This is a genomic window from Candidatus Dormiibacterota bacterium (genome assembly GCA_035635555.1).
In the GTDB taxonomy this organism is placed as follows: Bacteria; Acidobacteriota; Polarisedimenticolia; order Gp22-AA2; family Gp22-AA2; genus Gp22-AA3.
In genome coordinates this window covers 60,255-75,923 of sequence record DASQAT010000004.1, presented here as the reverse complement: position 1 = coordinate 75,923, position 15,669 = coordinate 60,255, and the positions used below count along the sequence as shown (strand labels likewise).

10 protein-coding genes are annotated in these 15,669 nt (G+C 68.7%); 4 read left to right on the top strand and 6 right to left on the bottom strand.

Annotated features, from left to right (window positions below):
• Positions 1-55: 55 nt before the first annotated feature.
• Positions 56-370: a ferredoxin family protein gene (locus VEW47_01585; protein ID HYS03859.1), complete on the bottom strand. Its 315-nt coding sequence runs from the start codon at positions 368-370 to the stop codon at positions 56-58.
• A 178-nt stretch (positions 371-548) separates the two neighbouring features.
• Between VEW47_01585 and VEW47_01580 the strand changes: the two genes are divergently transcribed.
• From VEW47_01580 to VEW47_01570, 3 genes are all read left to right on the top strand, one after another.
• Positions 549-2,345: a hypothetical protein gene (locus VEW47_01580; protein HYS03858.1), complete on the top strand. Its 1,797-nt coding sequence runs from the start codon at positions 549-551 to the stop codon at positions 2,343-2,345.
• Positions 2,346-2,423: 78 nt separating this feature from the next.
• Positions 2,424-3,443 carry a type I glyceraldehyde-3-phosphate dehydrogenase gene (gene gap, locus VEW47_01575; GenBank protein ID HYS03857.1) on the top strand — a complete coding sequence of 340 codons (1,020 nt, stop codon included), beginning with the start codon at positions 2,424-2,426 and terminating at the stop codon, positions 3,441-3,443.
• Positions 3,440-5,998 (top strand): CehA/McbA family metallohydrolase, encoded by a 2,559-nt coding sequence (locus VEW47_01570; protein HYS03856.1) that lies wholly within the window; start codon positions 3,440-3,442, stop codon positions 5,996-5,998. The genes gap and VEW47_01570 overlap by 4 nt, the downstream gene beginning before the upstream one ends.
• On the opposite strand, the gene VEW47_01565 is transcribed toward VEW47_01570, so the two are convergent.
• Positions 5,988-7,490: an AcvB/VirJ family lysyl-phosphatidylglycerol hydrolase gene (locus VEW47_01565; GenBank protein ID HYS03855.1), complete on the bottom strand. Its 1,503-nt coding sequence runs from the start codon at positions 7,488-7,490 to the stop codon at positions 5,988-5,990. The two genes, VEW47_01570 and VEW47_01565, sit on opposite strands and share 11 nt — an antisense overlap.
• Positions 7,487-10,015, bottom strand: a complete 2,529-nt coding sequence (gene mprF / locus VEW47_01560) for a bifunctional lysylphosphatidylglycerol flippase/synthetase MprF (protein HYS03854.1) — start codon at positions 10,013-10,015, stop codon at positions 7,487-7,489. The genes VEW47_01565 and mprF overlap by 4 nt, the downstream gene beginning before the upstream one ends.
• A 36-nt stretch (positions 10,016-10,051) precedes the next feature.
• On the opposite strand from mprF, the gene VEW47_01555 reads away from it, so the two are divergent.
• The gene (locus VEW47_01555; protein ID HYS03853.1) at positions 10,052-12,052 is read left to right on the top strand and encodes a glycosyltransferase family 39 protein; all 2,001 of its coding nucleotides are present in this window, start codon (positions 10,052-10,054) and stop codon (positions 12,050-12,052) included.
• Positions 12,053-12,122: 70 nt separating this feature from the next.
• Here VEW47_01555 and VEW47_01550 read toward each other — a convergent pair whose 3' ends face one another.
• The 3 genes from VEW47_01550 to VEW47_01540 all read right to left on the bottom strand — a co-directional run bounded on the left by VEW47_01550 (position 12,123) and on the right by VEW47_01540 (position 15,635).
• A complete protein-coding gene (locus tag VEW47_01550; protein ID HYS03852.1) occupies positions 12,123-12,491 on the bottom strand; it encodes a hypothetical protein in 369 nt (122 codons plus the stop codon).
• Between the two features lie 152 nt (positions 12,492-12,643).
• Positions 12,644-14,116, bottom strand: coding sequence for a sigma-54 dependent transcriptional regulator (locus VEW47_01545; GenBank protein ID HYS03851.1), 1,473 nt, complete (start codon positions 14,114-14,116; stop codon positions 12,644-12,646).
• A gap of 28 nt (positions 14,117-14,144) precedes the next feature.
• Positions 14,145-15,635, bottom strand: a complete 1,491-nt coding sequence (locus VEW47_01540) for an ATP-binding protein (protein ID HYS03850.1) — start codon at positions 15,633-15,635, stop codon at positions 14,145-14,147.
• Positions 15,636-15,669 lie beyond the last annotated feature (34 nt).

The following is a 15,669-nucleotide window of genomic DNA, read 5'->3' as shown; positions in this document are numbered from 1 at the left end:
GGAAAGGGGGGCCCGCCCGGGCCCCCCGTCACATGTTCTCGCTCCGGACCGATCCCTAGCCGCGCAGTTTGTTCTCCGGCTTCCGGGGAGGGTCGTTCGCCGGTCTCGGCGTGGGCTGAGGCTTGCCCTTGAACGCAGGGGTCAGATCCTTGTTGATCACGGCCCATTCGGGCGACTCCTCTTCGGTCTCGACGATCGCCTCGATCGGGCATTCCGGCAGGCAGGCTCCGCAATCGATGCATTCCTCCGGATCGATGATCATGAACTCCTGACCCTGGTAGTCACCGGGATGGATGCAGTCAACGGGACAGACGGCGACGCACGTCGCGTAGCGCTCGCCCAGACACTTGCCCGTGATGACGTAGGACACGGTGAAAGCCTCCTCTTTGATTGAGACTGCAGACCAGCGGCGGATGTTATCACACAAGTTCCCGGCTTTGTAAAGTCGGGTCCGGCGCCTTTGCGTTCAGCCGCCGCCTCGAACGGCGCGCCGTCCATGACGTTCGAGGCATTGGCCTCCGTGACGCCGGCTCCCTATATTGTGGGCCGTGACCGGTCCAGGCCAATTGCAGGATCGTAACCCCGGGGCGCGTCCGCGCTCCGACGCCGCGCCCCAGCTCCGTCCGGCGGGCATGTTCCCGGTGCGCCACGCCATCCTGATCTTTCTCGTGATCCTGACCGTGGTGGTGCTGGCGCGCATCGCGTCGTCGGCCGAAGGGGCCGTGCCCGCCCGCGCTGCCCGCGCGTCCGGGCGCGCCTCCTCGCCCGCGGCGGCCCTGTCGCTGCGGCTCGAAGAGCCGGGCGGCCTGCTGCCGGGCGGCTCGCGCCTGCAGCGCACGGTCGCCCTCGCGGGGATCCGGCGCGGCTCCTCCTCGGTCACGCTCGGCTGGGAAGTGCTCGTGGAGGGCGGAGTCACGGCGCGCGGCGGCGAGGTCCTGCAGCCGCGCGGCGGGACGGCGCGGGCGGCCCTGTCGATCCCTCTGCCCGCCCTGGATCGCCCCGCCGGACTCGATCTCAGGGTGGAGGTGAGCGAGGAGGGCGCCATCCAAGGGACGGCGACGTTCCCGTTTCTGGTCTATCCCGGAGGGGCGGGAGAAACGCTCGCCTCTCTCTTCGGTCGCGCGCGCGTCGCGCTCTACGACCCCGAGGGGGCCGCAGCGGCGCCTCTCGCCGCGCTGGGGCTTCGTGCCGAGGAGTTCGAAAACTTCGAGGGAATGGCCCTCTTCAAAGGAGACCTGATCGTCATCGGCCCGGGCGGGTTCAGCCGAGGGCGCGAGGCCCTCGGGCCGATCCTGGCCGCTCGGGCGCGCTCCGGAATGCGGCTCCTGCTCCTGGAGCAGCCCACGCTCCCCGGCACGCTCAGCGAGGACCTGAGACTCTGGCCGTCCTTCAGCCGAAGGAGCGGGACGGAACCCCTGCTCTCGCTCCGGCATCCCGTTCTGCGCGGTCTGCCGGCGCCGGACGGAGCGTACGCCTCGACCGGCGGGACGTCGGCGCGCCCGCTCCTGCCGCCGACGCGCGGCAACTTCAGGATCATTTCCGAGGTTCGCACGCTCACCGGGCCGGCGTGGCAGGAGGGCGTGACGATGCTGGAGCTGCCGATCGGATCGGGCACGGTCCTGGCGGCGCAGTCGCCGCTGTGCGCCGATTTCGCCGCGAAGCCCTCGGCTCGCCTGGTGCTGGCCAACTCCCTGGCCTACCTCCTGGGGGAACGGCGCCGGCTCAAGAGGGCCTATCTCTACGGCGATTCCCTCGAGGACGTTCCAGCCTGTCTCGCGCGGCTGGCTCCCTCCGTCACCCGCGTGCCGCCCGATTTCGCGGGTGTCGACGTCCTTCTGGTGGCGGGTGACTGGCGCGCGCAGCGCCAGACGGCCTCCTCGCGCCTTCCCGCGCTCGCCGATGTCGCGCGCTACCTGCGGGAGGGGGGGACGATCCTGCTCCTCAACCCGCAGCCGCTGGCGCTCGGGTATCTGCGGGACGTCGTCGGCGTGCCGGTCCGCTTCGAGTCGCCGGGTGACGATACCGCCCCGGCCGACGCGGCCGCGGCGCTCTTCGAGGGGATTGCGCACGACGACCTGCCGTTGCTGGCGCGCGGCCGTGAGGTGGAATTCCGCCTGCGCGCTCCCGGTGAGCGGCAGTACATCGTGCCGCTGCTCTTCGCCCCGGGGATCGCGGTGTACCGCGTCGGCGCCGGCACTCTCGTCGCGCTGTCCCTTCCCGATGCCGGCGACTGCGCCGCACCGCGCGCCTCGAGCCTGCTCGCGCGATTCCTGACCAACCTCGGGGTTCCCCTCGACCACGCGCCCGGCATCGACCCGGAGGCCGTCTCGCTCCTGGACGAGTAGACGCCCTTCACTCCACGACGCCGACCCGATCCATCCGATTTTTCATATACACTCGGCCCTTCGAAGGAGGTCGCCGCCATGTCCGCACGCGTCGCGATCAACGGGTTCGGCCGCATCGGCCGCATGGTGATGCGCGCCGTCAAGGAGCGCCGGCTCGACGTCGACTTCGTCGCCATCAACGATGTCGCCGATCTGGAGCCCCTCGGGATGGTCCTGCGCTACGACTCGATCCACGGCCGGTATCCGGGAACGGTCGAATGGAACGACACGACCCTCGTGGTCGACGGGGACGAGATCCGCGTCTTCAAGGTGGGCGACAAGCGGTCGGGCGATCCGTTCGCGTTCCCCTGGCACGACCTGGGGATCGACGTGGTGATCGAGTCGTCGGGGCTGTTCAGGAAGCGCGACGAGCTGCGGCGTCACCTGGACGCGGGCGCGAGGAGGGTCATCCTGACCGTCCCCGGGAAAGATCCTCTCGACGCGACGATCGTACTGGGCGTCAACGACGACACGCTGCGCAAGGAGCACCGCATCATCAGCAACTCGTCCTGCACCACGAACTGCGCCGCCCCGGTGGCGAAGGTCCTCGAGGAGGCCTATACCATCAGAAAGGGTTTCCTGACGACCGTGCACGCCTACACCAACGACCAGCGCCTGTTCGACTACCCGCACAAGGACATGCGGCGCGGGCGCATGGCGGCGCTGAACGTCGTCCCGACCTCGACCGGGGCGGCCAGGGCGCTCGGCCTCGTCGTGCCTTCGCTCGCCGGCAAGGTCGAAGGGCTGGCCTTCAGGGTTCCGGTCCCTTCCGGTTCCGTGGTGGATCTCACCGTGTACACCGAGAAGAAGGCCGACGTGCAGGAGATTCACGGCCTGATGCGACGCTCCGCGGAGGGGCGCATGAAAGGAATCCTCAAGGTCTCCACCGATCCGATCGTGTCGGCCGACATCGTCGGCGACGCGCATTCCGCGATCTACGATGCGCCGTTGACGCAGGTCCTCGGCGATCGCCTCGTGAAGGTCGTCGCCTGGTACGACAACGAATGGGCGTACGCGATGCGGATCGCCGAGCTGATCCCGAAGGTGCACGCCCTGTGAGCCGCCGTCTCCGGGGGATGGCCCGGGTGGCGGCGGTGGCGCTCGTGCTCGCCTCTCCGGCGGTCCTCGCCAGGCAGCACTCGGCCGTGCGCGAGATCGTCCTGAAGCAGATCCTCCTTCCGCATCATTATTATTATCGCGAGATGTACCTGCCGCAGGCGACCACGGGTCCGGGGTCGGTCGCCTGGTCCCCCGACGGCGAAGAAGTCGTCTACTCCATGCAGGGATCGCTCTGGCGGCAGCGGCTGGGGAGCGGCGTGGCGCGCCAGATCACCGACGGACCGGGTTACGACTATCAGCCCGACTGGTCACCCGACGGACGGTTCGTCGCCTTCGCCTCCTACCGGGACGATGCCGTCGAGCTGTGGATCCTGGACACCGCCAGCGGACGGACCCGGCCCCTGACACACAACGGAGCTGTCAATGTCGAGCCCCGCTTCTCCCCCGACGGTCGGCGGCTGGCGTTCGTGTCGACCGTCTACAACCGCCGCTTCCACATCGACACCATCCTCCTGGACGAGAGCGGCGCGCCGGGCGAAATCGAGCGCCTGACCGAGGACCACGAGAGCGGCCTGCCGCGTTACTACTACAGCCCGTTCGACCACTACATCTCCCCCAGCTGGTCCCCGGACGGGAAGGAAATCGTCTTCGTGTCGAACCGGGGCCACATCTGGGGCAGCGGGGGCTTCTTCAGGATGAAGGCGCAGCCCGGCTCCGAGATGCGCGAGATCCGCTACGAGGAGACCACCTGGAAGGCGCGTCCCGACTGGTCCCCCGACGGCCGGCGTATCGCCTACGCCTCGTACCTGGGCGGCCAGTGGCACCAGATCTGGCTGATGACGGCCGAGGGGGGTGACGTCTTCCCGCTCACGTACGGAGAGTTCGACGCCGTGGCGCCGCGCTGGTCGCGCGACGGCCGGCGGATCGCCTACATCTCGAACCAGGACGGCAATACGTCCCTGTCGGTGATCGAGATCCCGGGCGGGAAACGCACCCGGATCGACGCCCGAGAGAAACACTATCTCGGTCCGGTCGGAAGGCTGAGGATCACGGTCGTCGATCGCAGGACCGCGCGTGCCGTCCCCGCCCGCCTCTCGGTCCAGGGGCCTGACGGGCGGAGCTTCGCGCCGGACGACGCCTGGCGGCACGCCGACGAGGCGTTCGATCGCGAGGAGCGGAAGTTCGAGTACTCGTATTTCCACACCCCCGGGTCGTCCGAGGTGACGGTCCCGGCCGGTCCGGTCACGGTCGAGGCGATGAAGGGGCTCGAGTACCGTGTCTTCTCCACGCGGGTCGACGTGCCGGTGGGCGGCACTGCCACTCTGCGGATCGGTCTCGATCGGATCGCCGACCTCCCCTCGCGCGGCTTCTACGGGGGGGACCTGCACGTGCACATGAACTACGCGGGGACCTACCGTAACACACCGAAGCACCTGGCCCTGCAGGCCATGGCAGAGGACCTCGCGGTGATCGAGAACCTGGTGGTGAACAAGGAGCAGCGCGTGCCGGACATCGCCTACTTCAGCGATGGCCCCGCCCCCTCCTGGACATCCGGAGCCATCATCGCGCACGGTCAGGAGTACCACACGAGCTTCTGGGGTCACACGGCCATCCTCGGTCCCAAGGACCATTTCCTGGTGCCGGCGTACGCCGCCTACGTGAACACCCCCGCCTCGAGCCCGTACCCGAACAACCCGTCCATCTTCGATATGGCGCACGCCCAGGGGGCGGTGACGGGCTACGTGCATCCGTTCGACACCGCGCCCGACCCGGGCAGGATGGAGGAGCCGCTGACGAACGACCTGCCGGTCGGCGTCGCGCTCGGCAAGGTCGATTACCTCGAGGTCGTCGGTTTCAGCGACCACCTCGCGACCTCCGGCGTCTGGTACCGACTCCTGAACTGCGGCTTCCGTCTGCCGGCCGGCGCCGGCACCGACGCCATGGCGGACTATGCCTCGCTGCGCGGTCCTGTGGGGGTGGACCGCGTCTACGTCCAGACCGGCACGCGTCCCGATCAGGCCCGGTTCCTGGAGGGGATTCGGGCCGGCCGGACGTTCGCGACCAACGGGCCGCTCGTCCAGCTCACGCTCGGGGGCAAGGGTCCCGGCGGCGAGATCCGACTGCCAGCCGGTGGCGGGACACTGCGGGCGCGGGCGACGCTCGCCTCGATCGTCCCCATGGACCACCTGGAGATCATCGGCGACGGCAAGGTGGTCGCGGATCTGCCTCTGACGGGCGACAGGCGCGCGGCCACGGTCGACCGGGCCATCCCGGTCCGGGAGAGCGGCTGGTACCTGCTGCGCGCCTACTCCGAGCGGCCGGAGCACCCGGTCCTGGACATCTACCCGTTCGGGACCACGAGTCCGGTCTATGTCGTGGTGGGAGACGCGTCCAGGCGGTCGACCGACGACGCCGCCTATTTCCTCGCCTGGATCGACCGTCTCGAGAAGGCCGCCCGCGAGCACACCGGCTGGAATACCGGCGCCGAAAAGGAGGCCGTGCTCGCGGACATCGCCAAGGCTCGCGCGGTGTTCCTGGAGCAGATCACTCAGTAGGGGGAGGCGCGGGACCGGCGGCCGGGTCTCCCGCGGCCGCGAGGAATCTGTTCAGGAACGACGCGACCTCGGTCGCGAGCTTGTCGTACTGCCCGCTGTAGTGGTGCGCGCCGGGCAGCAGGGCGACGACGCGCTCCGCCTCCCCGCGCAGATCGGGGCAGATCGACTCCTCGTCCTTTTCACCCGCGCTGCAGAAGATCGGCAGGGCACCCAGGGCCCGCGCATGCTCCAGGACGTTGTAGGGGGTGGATTTCTCCTTCTTGCGCAGCCAGTCCAGGACGCTGACCTCGAAGGAGGCGTGCGGTCCCGGTGAGATGAGAACGAGCCCGCGGAAGACGTCCTTGAATGCGGGACGATCCACGACCACCGGCAGCACTTCGGCGCCGAACGAGTACCCCCCGCCGAACAGCGGCAGGCCGTCACGCCGGCAGACTTTGACGAGTCGCTCGAGATCCGCGGCGACCTGCTCGGGCGTCTTCTCGCTCCAGAAGTATTTCAGCGTGTTGATCGCGACCGTCGAGACACCGTGATCCGCCAGAGTGCCGACGAGCGTCTTGTCCAGGCTCGACCAGCCGCCGTCTCCCGAGATGAACAGCAGGAAGGCGCGCGGCCGTTCGACCAGGCGCAGCACCAGGGGGAGGTCGAGCGCCTCGAGGTCCTGCGCCAGGTTTGGATCGACCGACGCGCGGGGGGCCCTGGCGGCCGCGGCTTCCTGGTTTGAGATGCGGACGATCTCCGCGAGTCCTTCGTCGAAGGCGGCGCTCCATCTCGCCGGGTTGCCGAAACCGTGTCCGACCCCTTCCAGGAGGGTGACGTGGGCGCCGCGGATGTTCCTCGCGAAGGCGTGGGTGGCCTCCGGGGTGCAGGCCTTGTCGAGCGCCCCCTGGAGGACCTCCCAATGCCCGGCGATCTCGTCGACCGGCGGGAGATCCACTCTCCTCTTCGATGCGTCGTACCTGGGGCGGAAAGCGTCGTGCGCGCACAGCGGGGGGACCCCCTCGAGGTCCGGGCAGAACCCCAGGCTCATGCCTCCCGAAAAGCTCTCGCTCGACGCCGCGAGAGCGGCGTAGACCAGCGTTGCGCCGCTGGAATAACCGAGGAGCATGGGTCTCGAGTATTCCGGAAACCGCAGCTGCTTCTCCAGCGATTGTCCGATCACCTCCAGCTCCCCGGCCGGATACCAGCAGGGTCCCTTCGACAGGAGAGCGGCCTTGCGCAGCGTCGGATACGACAGCCCCGCGACGACCGCCGACGCGCCGCCGGCCGAGCGCCGTGCCATGTCGACGACTCCCTTGCTCCAGCCATCGTCGCCGCTCACGAAGAGGATGGCCCTCTCCGGCGCCCCCGCCGGAAGATACACGCTCGCCTCGCCCACGATCGGCAGGCGCAGCCTGCGCTCCTCGATCGACGGAGGGCCGGGGGTGGCCGCAGGCGTCGGAGCGGGGGGTTGCGCTCCCAGGAGCATACCGATGGCGAGCGCGAAGACAATCACGAGGTCCCCCGTCTGGGCTGCAGGAAAGAGCGCCAGCCGCCCGCGATCAGCACCGACACCTGCACCGCGGCGAGCGGCCATTCCCAGAACTCCGGGTACGCCATGTAGCGCGGCACCCACCTGGGATGGTACTTGGCCTTGTAGGCCCTCAGGCCCTGGAAATTGTACAGCCCCTCCCCGTGACGGAACAGGAGGTGGGCGAGCCGTTCCCACAGTCTCGCGCCGCTCACTTCTCCGACGGAGGCGAGCGGCGCCATGCCGAAGTTGAACGCGCGGAACTGCTCCGTCTTGCCCCAGAGCAGGAGCTTGACGAACAGGTAGTCCATGACGCCCTCGGGCGCTGCGGCGGTGTGACGCATCAGGTCGATCGACAGCTCCTGCCGGCCCGGGCCAGTCAGGACGTTCGCGAAGGCGATCGGCCTTCCAAGATGATCGAGCACGAGGGCGCATGGAAACCGCGTCAGGTAGGCCTCGTTGAAGGAGCCGATCGAGAACTGCTTCTCGCGCGCCTCCTTGGTCATGAGCCATTCGTCGGAGATGCGCTTCAGCTCGGGCAGGAGGGCGGCCACGCCGTCCGCGGGGGCCACCGTGAAGCTGTACCCCTCGCGTCCCTCCAGCCGGTTGACGGCGTGGCGGAAGTGCTTCCACCGGGACCCTTCCGGGGAAAACTCCTCCAGATCGAGGATCGCCTCCTCGCCGAGCTTGAAGAACGAGAAGCCGTGATCGTGCAGGAGCGGCAGCCAGAAGGGCGCAACCTGGTAGAACACGAGGCGGCGGTCCATCTCGTGCGCCAGCGCCATCAGCCCCTCGAGGAAGTCGCGCTCCTCTCCTTCGGCCACGGTCGGATCGCTGAACACGACGAGGTACGATCCGACGACCCGGTACGCCGCGAAGGCGCGATCGCCGAAGAAGAAGATCGACTTGTCCCCCGCCGCCACCATCAGGGCCGAGGTCCCCGCGCCGCGCTCTTCGTGGATCTTCAGGGCCCGCTCGATCTCGTCGCGCGTCGGGGGGTGGAAGGGGGCCGGCACGCGCAGGCCGACGTACAGGAGGAAGGCGACCGCGGACACGCCCATCAGGGCCAGCGACCGCAGGAAGCGCGCCACCTGCTCCCCATGGCCGAAGAAGCCGAACGTCCACCAGAGGGACGGGTCGTACTCCATCGAGGTATAGGAACGGAAACCGACGACGGCGAAAATCCCGAAGGCCAGCGCGGCGATGGCCAGGGTCGTCCAGCCGAACCACGGGGCCCTCCCCTCCTTCCTGAACAGGGCGGCCTGGGAGGCCGTCACGCCTCCGAGGGCGAACAGGATGATCGCCTCTTCGTAATCGAGTCCCTTCAGGAGAGCCCCGACCCCGCCCACCAGGAGGAGCGTCACGGTCAGCCGGTGCGCCTCGCGATAGCCGCGCGCCACGCCGCGCGCCAGCAGGAGGAGCGCGAGTCCGGTCAGCGCGGCGACCAGGTGGGACAGTTCGACCACCCCCACCGGCACCCAGCGCTCCAGGACCTTCAGGCGGTGGGCCAGGGCGGGCGAGGCCGTGGACGCCAGAAGGACCACGGCCCCGCCGCCGATGAGCAGGGCCAGGATCGACGGGACCGGCTTGAGCCAGCGCGCCCCGGCGCGCGCCCCGCGACCCAGGAGGACCAGGCAGGCCAGAACCCACGGCACCATGTAGTAGATCGTCCGGTAGGCGATGAGCGCCGCCCCAGCGGCGGCCGCCCCCACGGGAAGACGGATGAGCCAGAAGGCGTCGGCGCTGCCGAGCCCGCCGGGGAGGAGCGAGATCACCCCGATGACCTGTCCCGAGAAGAACAGCCGCGCGATCTCGCGCCAGTCGAACTCCTGGCCGGTGGCCCGCACGATGGCGACGAACACGCCCGTGGCCAGGACCCAGTCGAGGAGCGCTATCGACAGGAGCACCGCCCAGGCACCTGTTCCGCGGCGCATCCAGGCAGGGGCCCTGGAGGTGCGGCCCAGACGTCCGAGGAGCACGGCCAGAAGCGCCAGGATCGTCACGACGGCGAACGGCGCGAGGTTCACGTTCAGCGTCCAGGACCCGACGAAGCAGACGCCGAGGGATGTCGCGAACGCCACGATGTTGGCCACGATGGCGCCGCGCAGGACCGCGCCGTCGACGGCGTAGGGACGGTACAGCCAGAAACGGATCGCCGGACCGGCGATCGGGCCGAGCGTCAGGAAGTTGCTCCAGGCGAAGGCGAGCGTCCCCAGCCCCCAGCGCGCCGGACGCGGCACCGGCGATCCTTCCAGGGTCACGAGGTCGTAGCAGCCGAGAAGAGCCAGGTTCAGGACGGTCAGCGACGCGGCGACGAGAAGCCACCGGCCCGACAGCGAGTGCAGGGCGTGCCTGACCTCGTTCAGATCGATGCGCTGCAGCTCTTCCCAGCCCAGGAAGGCGACGGCGCCGACCAGGAGGAACGGCCACCAGCGGCCGGCGCTTCCCAGCACTCTCAGGGCGAACACATAGACCCTGCCACGCTCGGAGGACGCGGCCGGCTGACTCATGGCGCGAGAGTATAAACCGTACTAAGATTCCGGAGGATGATTCGCACGAAACGGTCGCGTCTCTGGCCGCCCGCCGGCTCCCTCGCTCTTCTCCTGCTGCTCGGCTTTTCCCCCTGGGGTCTGTGGGAGAGGGACGAAGGCCGCTACGCCGACGTGGCACGCGAGATGCTCGCCCGGCGCGATTTCATCACGCCGCGCATCGATGGCGCGGTCTTCCTCGACAAGCCGCCGCTCGTCTATTGGATCACGGCGACTTCCATGGCGGTCTGGGGACTCGACGAGACCGGCGCGCGCTGCGGACAGATCCTTTTCGCCGCGGGGATCCTTCTGGTGACCCGGCGCATCGGAATCCTGCTGTTCGAGCGACGGCGCGCGAACCTGGCGCTCCTGGTCCTGGCATCCTCCCTCGGATTCTTCATCGCAAGCCACGTACTCACACTCGACCTCGGCCTGGCCTTCTTCGTCTGTCTGACCCTCCTTTTCTACCTCAAGGGCCATCGCGGCGGGACGGGCGGGCGACGCGCCTATCTCGGGATGTTCGCCGCGGCGGCGGGCGGTGTCCTGGTCAAGGGGCCGATTGGCGCCGTCCTCCCCGCCCTGACGATCGGCTCCTTCCTGACTCTCAGACAAGAGTGGCGGCGCGCCCGGGAGCTGCCCTGGGTGCCGGGCGTCCTGCTGTTTGTCGCGATCGTGATTCCGTGGTTCGCCGCGGTCTCGATCGCCAACCCGGGCTTCCTGTCCTATTTCCTCGTGCACGAGCACCTGCAGCGCTTCGCCACGCCGGTGCACCGGCACCAGGGGGCCTGGTACTACTACCTGGCGATCGCCGCCGCAGGCCTTCTGCCGTGGACCCTCTACCTGCCCCTGCATCTCATGCGGCGCGGCGCCCGGCCTCCCGGTGGCGCCTGGGGCACGCTCAAGCAGGAAGCCCCGGCGTTCCTGTGGTCGTGGGCGATTCCGGGGCTGCTGTTCTTCAGCGCCGCGCAGTCGAAGCTGCCGCTCTACATCCTGCCGCTCTTCCCCGCCGCGGCGCTCCTCGTCGCGACGGCGCTCGACGGCGAACGGGGCGCCGCGTCATCCCGGGCGGTTTTTTTCTGGCCGTCCCTGCTGCTGGTCGTGATCGCCGTCTCCGCCGCCGCCCTGCGGCACCGACACGCGTCCTGGGAAATCCTGGTGGTCGGCGGGCTCGCCGCCCCCCTCTGCATCGTGGTGACGGGGCTCGCGCTGGGCGGTCTTCTCCTGGGCTCCCGACTGGCGCGCGCCGGCCGGCAGCTCGCCGGGCTCGGCGTCCTGGCCCTGCTCTGGATGATCGCGTGCGAGACCGCGCTCACCGTCGTGGGTCGCGTCAACTACCTCAACGAGACGAAACACTTCGCGGAGATCGCGCGCCGCGAGATGCGGCCGGGCGAGACGATCTACGCCTACCAAACCTACCTGCGCGGTCTGCCGTTCTACCTGCGCAGGACGGTGGGATTGATTTCGCCCCACAGCGACGATCTGAGGTTCGGCCGGCTGTACGGCCACGACCCGGACACATTCCCGGACGAGGCGTCGTTCCTGGGAGAGGTCTCGGGCGACCGCCGCACGTTCGTCGTCGTGCGACGCGACGATCTCCAGGCTCTGCAGAAGCTCGCGGCGCGCCCGCTGTACATCCTGGCGCGCTCCCAGTCCAACGACCTGGTCAGCAACAGACTCGGCGCGGAGCGCTCGCGGGATCTCGCGGCGCTCCTGAATCGGACCGGCTTCGATCTCGACGCCGCCCTGGCGAGCGCCGCCCGGAGCGTCCCGGGCGCGACCCTGGAGATGATCGAGATCGAGCGCGTCGGCGGGGCCCCGACCTGCACCGTGCGCGCGTCCCGCGGCGGCTCGCATTTCGAAATCGGCATCCCGATGGACCGGCCGGGCCCGATCGCCGTCTCCGAGGACAACCCGGCCGATGAGGAGTCGGGCCGCGAGGATCACCTTCTCAGGCTGGCCCCTCCCCCGGAGGATGCGGACCTGGTCCCGCGCCTGATCCGCGACGCCGCAGGCGGATAGCCGACCCCGGGCCAAAAAAAAAGAACGCGGCCCGGAGGCCGCGTTCGGTGGGTCGGTTGTTCGAGAGGCGTTACTTCGATTTCGAGGTCTTCGCGGCCGCCGGCTTCGCGACGTGCAGCTCCTGGGCGATCTTGTTGCCATCCTTCTCGGTGTAGCGGACCGTCACCGAGTCGCCGGCCTTCAGATCCTCCAGCTTGGCCGCCTTGCCCGCGACCATCACCTTCCCCTTCTCGTCGAAGTTGAAAGTGACCTCCTTCGCCTCACCACCCTTCACAGTTTCCTTGATCGTGAAGGAATGGCCGGCCGCGTCCACGCTCACGACCTCGCCCAGCATCCTGTGCGACGCGTTCTTCGAGACCGCCTTCTCGGCCGCCATGGACAGCGACGCGAGTCCGAGCACGCACACCGCCGCCAGGGCCAGTACGAACAGTTTCTTCATTTGTCACACCTCCTCACAGGTCCTAAGCAACCTCGGTGCCACGATCGACCTGACGGCCGTGCTGATTGCCCAAGTCGCTCTCGTTCAAGCAGTTGTGGCGATCGAGGGGGATGCCGCCGGGAGCGATTCGTGAAGCAGAGCGGGCGGATTTCTTAACGTTCCGGTGCGGCGGCTGCACCATTTGGTGCAGGCACCCCTGGAGAGTCCGGGGACGCCGGCCGCGGGGACTCGTCGTCTTCCGGCTCGCGCTCGTCCCCCGCCGACCCGAAGGCGAGACCGAATTTCTTGAGCCTGTACTGCAGCGTGCGCCGCGTGAGACCGAGAAGGCGTGCCGCCGCCGAGACGCTGCGTCCCTTCCGCAGCGCCTGCTCCAGGAGCTCCTTCTCGAGGACCTCGAAGGAGATTCCCGCGTCGGGAATCTCGATCCCGAGCGACCCCTCGTCGCGCCTGTGACGGATCTCCTGGGGCAGGTCCTCCGGACCGATCGCCGGCCTCTCGCAGAGGAGCACCGCCCTCTCGATCGCCGACTCGAGCTGCCTTACGTTTCCCGGCCAGTGGTACTGCATCAGGACGTTCAGGGCCTGGTCGTCGATCCCCCGGATCGTCTTGGCGGCACTGCCTGCGTGACGGGCGATGAAATGGTCGACCAGCCGCGGGATGTCGGTGGTGCGCTCCCTCAAGGGTGGCAACAGGATGGTCAGGACATTGAGACGGTAGTAGAGATCCTCCCGGAACTTCCCCTCCTGCAGCATGCGTGTGAGGTTCTTGTTGGTGGCCGCCACGATGCGCACGTCGACGGGGATGGAGGCATTGCCGCCCACGCGCCGGATCTCCTTTTCCTGCAGGGCGCGCAGGATCTTGGCCTGCATGGTCATGCCGAGATCGCCGACCTCGTCGAGGAACAGCGTGCTCGACGAGGCCTCCTCGAACAGACCGATCTTGCGCGCGACGGCCCCCGTGAACGCCCCCCGTTCGTGGCCGAACAGCTCGCTCTCCAGGAGCGGTTCCGGGATGGCGGCACAGTTGATCGCGAGAAAGGGGCGCGCCGCGCGCGGGGAGTTGTAGTGAATGGCGCGGGCGATCAGCTCCTTGCCGGTGCCCGACTCTCCGTAGATGAGCACGGTCGACGCGCTCGGCGCCACCTTCCGGACCATGCGGAAGACGTCCTGCATCTTGCCGTGGTCGCCGATGATGTTGGGGAGCGAGAAGCGATCGACGAGCTGCTCGACGAGCGCCAGGTTCTCGCTGAGCAGGCGGGCCTTCTCCAGGGCCCGGCGCACCGCCAGGACCACCGCGTCCCTGGCCAATGGCTTCGTCAGGTAGTCGAAGGCCCCGTTCTTCATCGCCCGCACGGCCGTGTCGATGGTCCCGTGCGCCGTCACGATGATGACGACGGTCTGCGGAGACATCCGCAGAGTCTCCTCGAGCAGACCGATGCCGTCCATCCCGGGGAGCTTGAGATCGGTGAGGATGACCGCCGGGGGCGCGTCGTGCAGGATCGCCACGGCGGCCTCCGCGGTCGCCGCGGTGTCGACATCGAACCCCTCGCGGCCGAGAATCGCCTTCAGGATGTCGAGCTGCTTGCGCTCGTCGTCGACCACGAGGACCCGCCGCGTGTCGATCACAGGGAGATCCTCACGCCTTCGCCCGCCATCAGGCGGCATCCCATGAGGCCGCCTCGTCGGGTCCGCGCAACGGCAGGTCGATCCGGAAGGTCGTCCCCCTGCCCGGGGCGCTGTCCACCCGGATCTCGCCGCCGTGGTCCTGGACGATCCTCTGGGTGATCGCGAGTCCCAGCCCCACCCCGGCCTCGCGCGTCGAGAAGTACGGCTCGAAGATGCGCTCGAGATCCGGCTGGGTGATGCCGCAGCCTGTGTCGCTGAACGCGATCGAGACGATTCCCCCACCCGAACCGTTCTGCGAGGCCTTCGCCTCGGTCGTCAGGCACCCCCCCGGAGGGGTCGCCTGCAGGGCGTTGATCACCACGTTGAGAAAGCAGGTCCGCAGGCCCTCCGGGTCCGCCTGCAGCGCGGGGAGGTCGGCCGGGACGCGCCTGACGATTTCGATCCTCTGGTCGCGCGCCTTCGCCTGCACCAGCGACAGCACCTCGTCCAGCGTCTCGTCGACGCGGCAGCTGCGCAGCGCCAGCCGCGGCGGCCGTCCGTAGCTCAGGAAATCGCCGACCATGTGGTTGAGGCGCAGGAGCTCGTCCCTTACCGACGCGATGATCCGCGCGTGCTCCTCCGCCCGTCCCGGGTCGGGCGGCGGGAACTCGATCCCGAGGTGGTCGACGCTCAGGCTGATGAGGTTGAGCGGGTTTCGGATCTCGTGCGCCACCGCGGCGGCCAGCTTGGCGACGGCCGAGGCGCGCTCGGCGCGCCGCAGGCGCGCCTCGAGGGCGCGCTGCTCCCCGAGCTTCTCGACCATCGTGTTGAAGGTCGCGATCAGCCTCCCGACCTCGTCCTGCCGCCGCGACTGGATGCGGCCCGAGAGGTCTCCCTCCGCCACGCGGCCCGCCGCCTTCGCCAGCTGGTCGAGCGAGCGGGTCACGCCGTACGACAGGGCCACGACCCCCGCCAGACCGAGCAGGAAGACCAGCGCCGTCGCGAGCAGCCTCCGGCTGAGCGCCTCGTGGATGATCTGCTGGAAGTCGTCCAGGAGGAGGTGCAGGCGGACGTACCCCCGTTTCTCGTTGTCCACGATGATCGGGATGTCCAGGGTATACGGTTTCTTCCCCTCGAAATCGGCATCGTCGTCCGCCAGCGTGCCGGTGATGATCACGCTGTCGCCGTGGCGCGGGAGACGCACCGGACCGAGAGTCTTGCCGATCTTCGACAGGTTCGACGACGCCACGACCTGCTTCTCGTTGCTCAGGATCGAGATCTCCTTGACGCCCTTGCTCGACAGGCGCTGCACGTAGTCGTTCAGCAGCTTGTCGTCGCTCATCCCCTTGGACGTGAGCTGCTGGACGCTGATCTGCAGGGCCTTGGAGAGCGACTCGGTCTGCCCCTGGATCTCGTCGAGGAGCGCCACCTCGAAATGCGAGTAGAGAAGGAACGAGCTGGTCAGGGTCAGGAGCATCATCACCAGGACGATGAGGAGGAGCCTGGTTCCGATCGTCAGTCTCTGCAGGGGGTTGGTCATGGCGGTCCTCTGGAGCGCGGCCGGGCCCATGATC

What these genes read in the sequence shown, in the direction of transcription:
- VEW47_01555 (HYS03853.1), top strand. Translation starts at nt 10,052, where the DNA reads ATGATTCGCACGAAACGGTCGCGTCTCTGGCCGCCCGCCGGCTCCCTC.
- VEW47_01550 (HYS03852.1), bottom strand. Translation starts at nt 12,491, where the DNA reads ATGAAGAAACTGTTCGTACTGGCCCTGGCGGCGGTGTGCGTGCTCGGA.
- mprF (HYS03854.1), bottom strand. Translation starts at nt 10,015, where the DNA reads ATGAGTCAGCCGGCCGCGTCCTCCGAGCGTGGCAGGGTCTATGTGTTC.
- VEW47_01540 (HYS03850.1), bottom strand. Translation starts at nt 15,635, where the DNA reads ATGACCAACCCCCTGCAGAGACTGACGATCGGAACCAGGCTCCTCCTC.
- gap (HYS03857.1), top strand. Translation starts at nt 2,424, where the DNA reads ATGTCCGCACGCGTCGCGATCAACGGGTTCGGCCGCATCGGCCGCATG.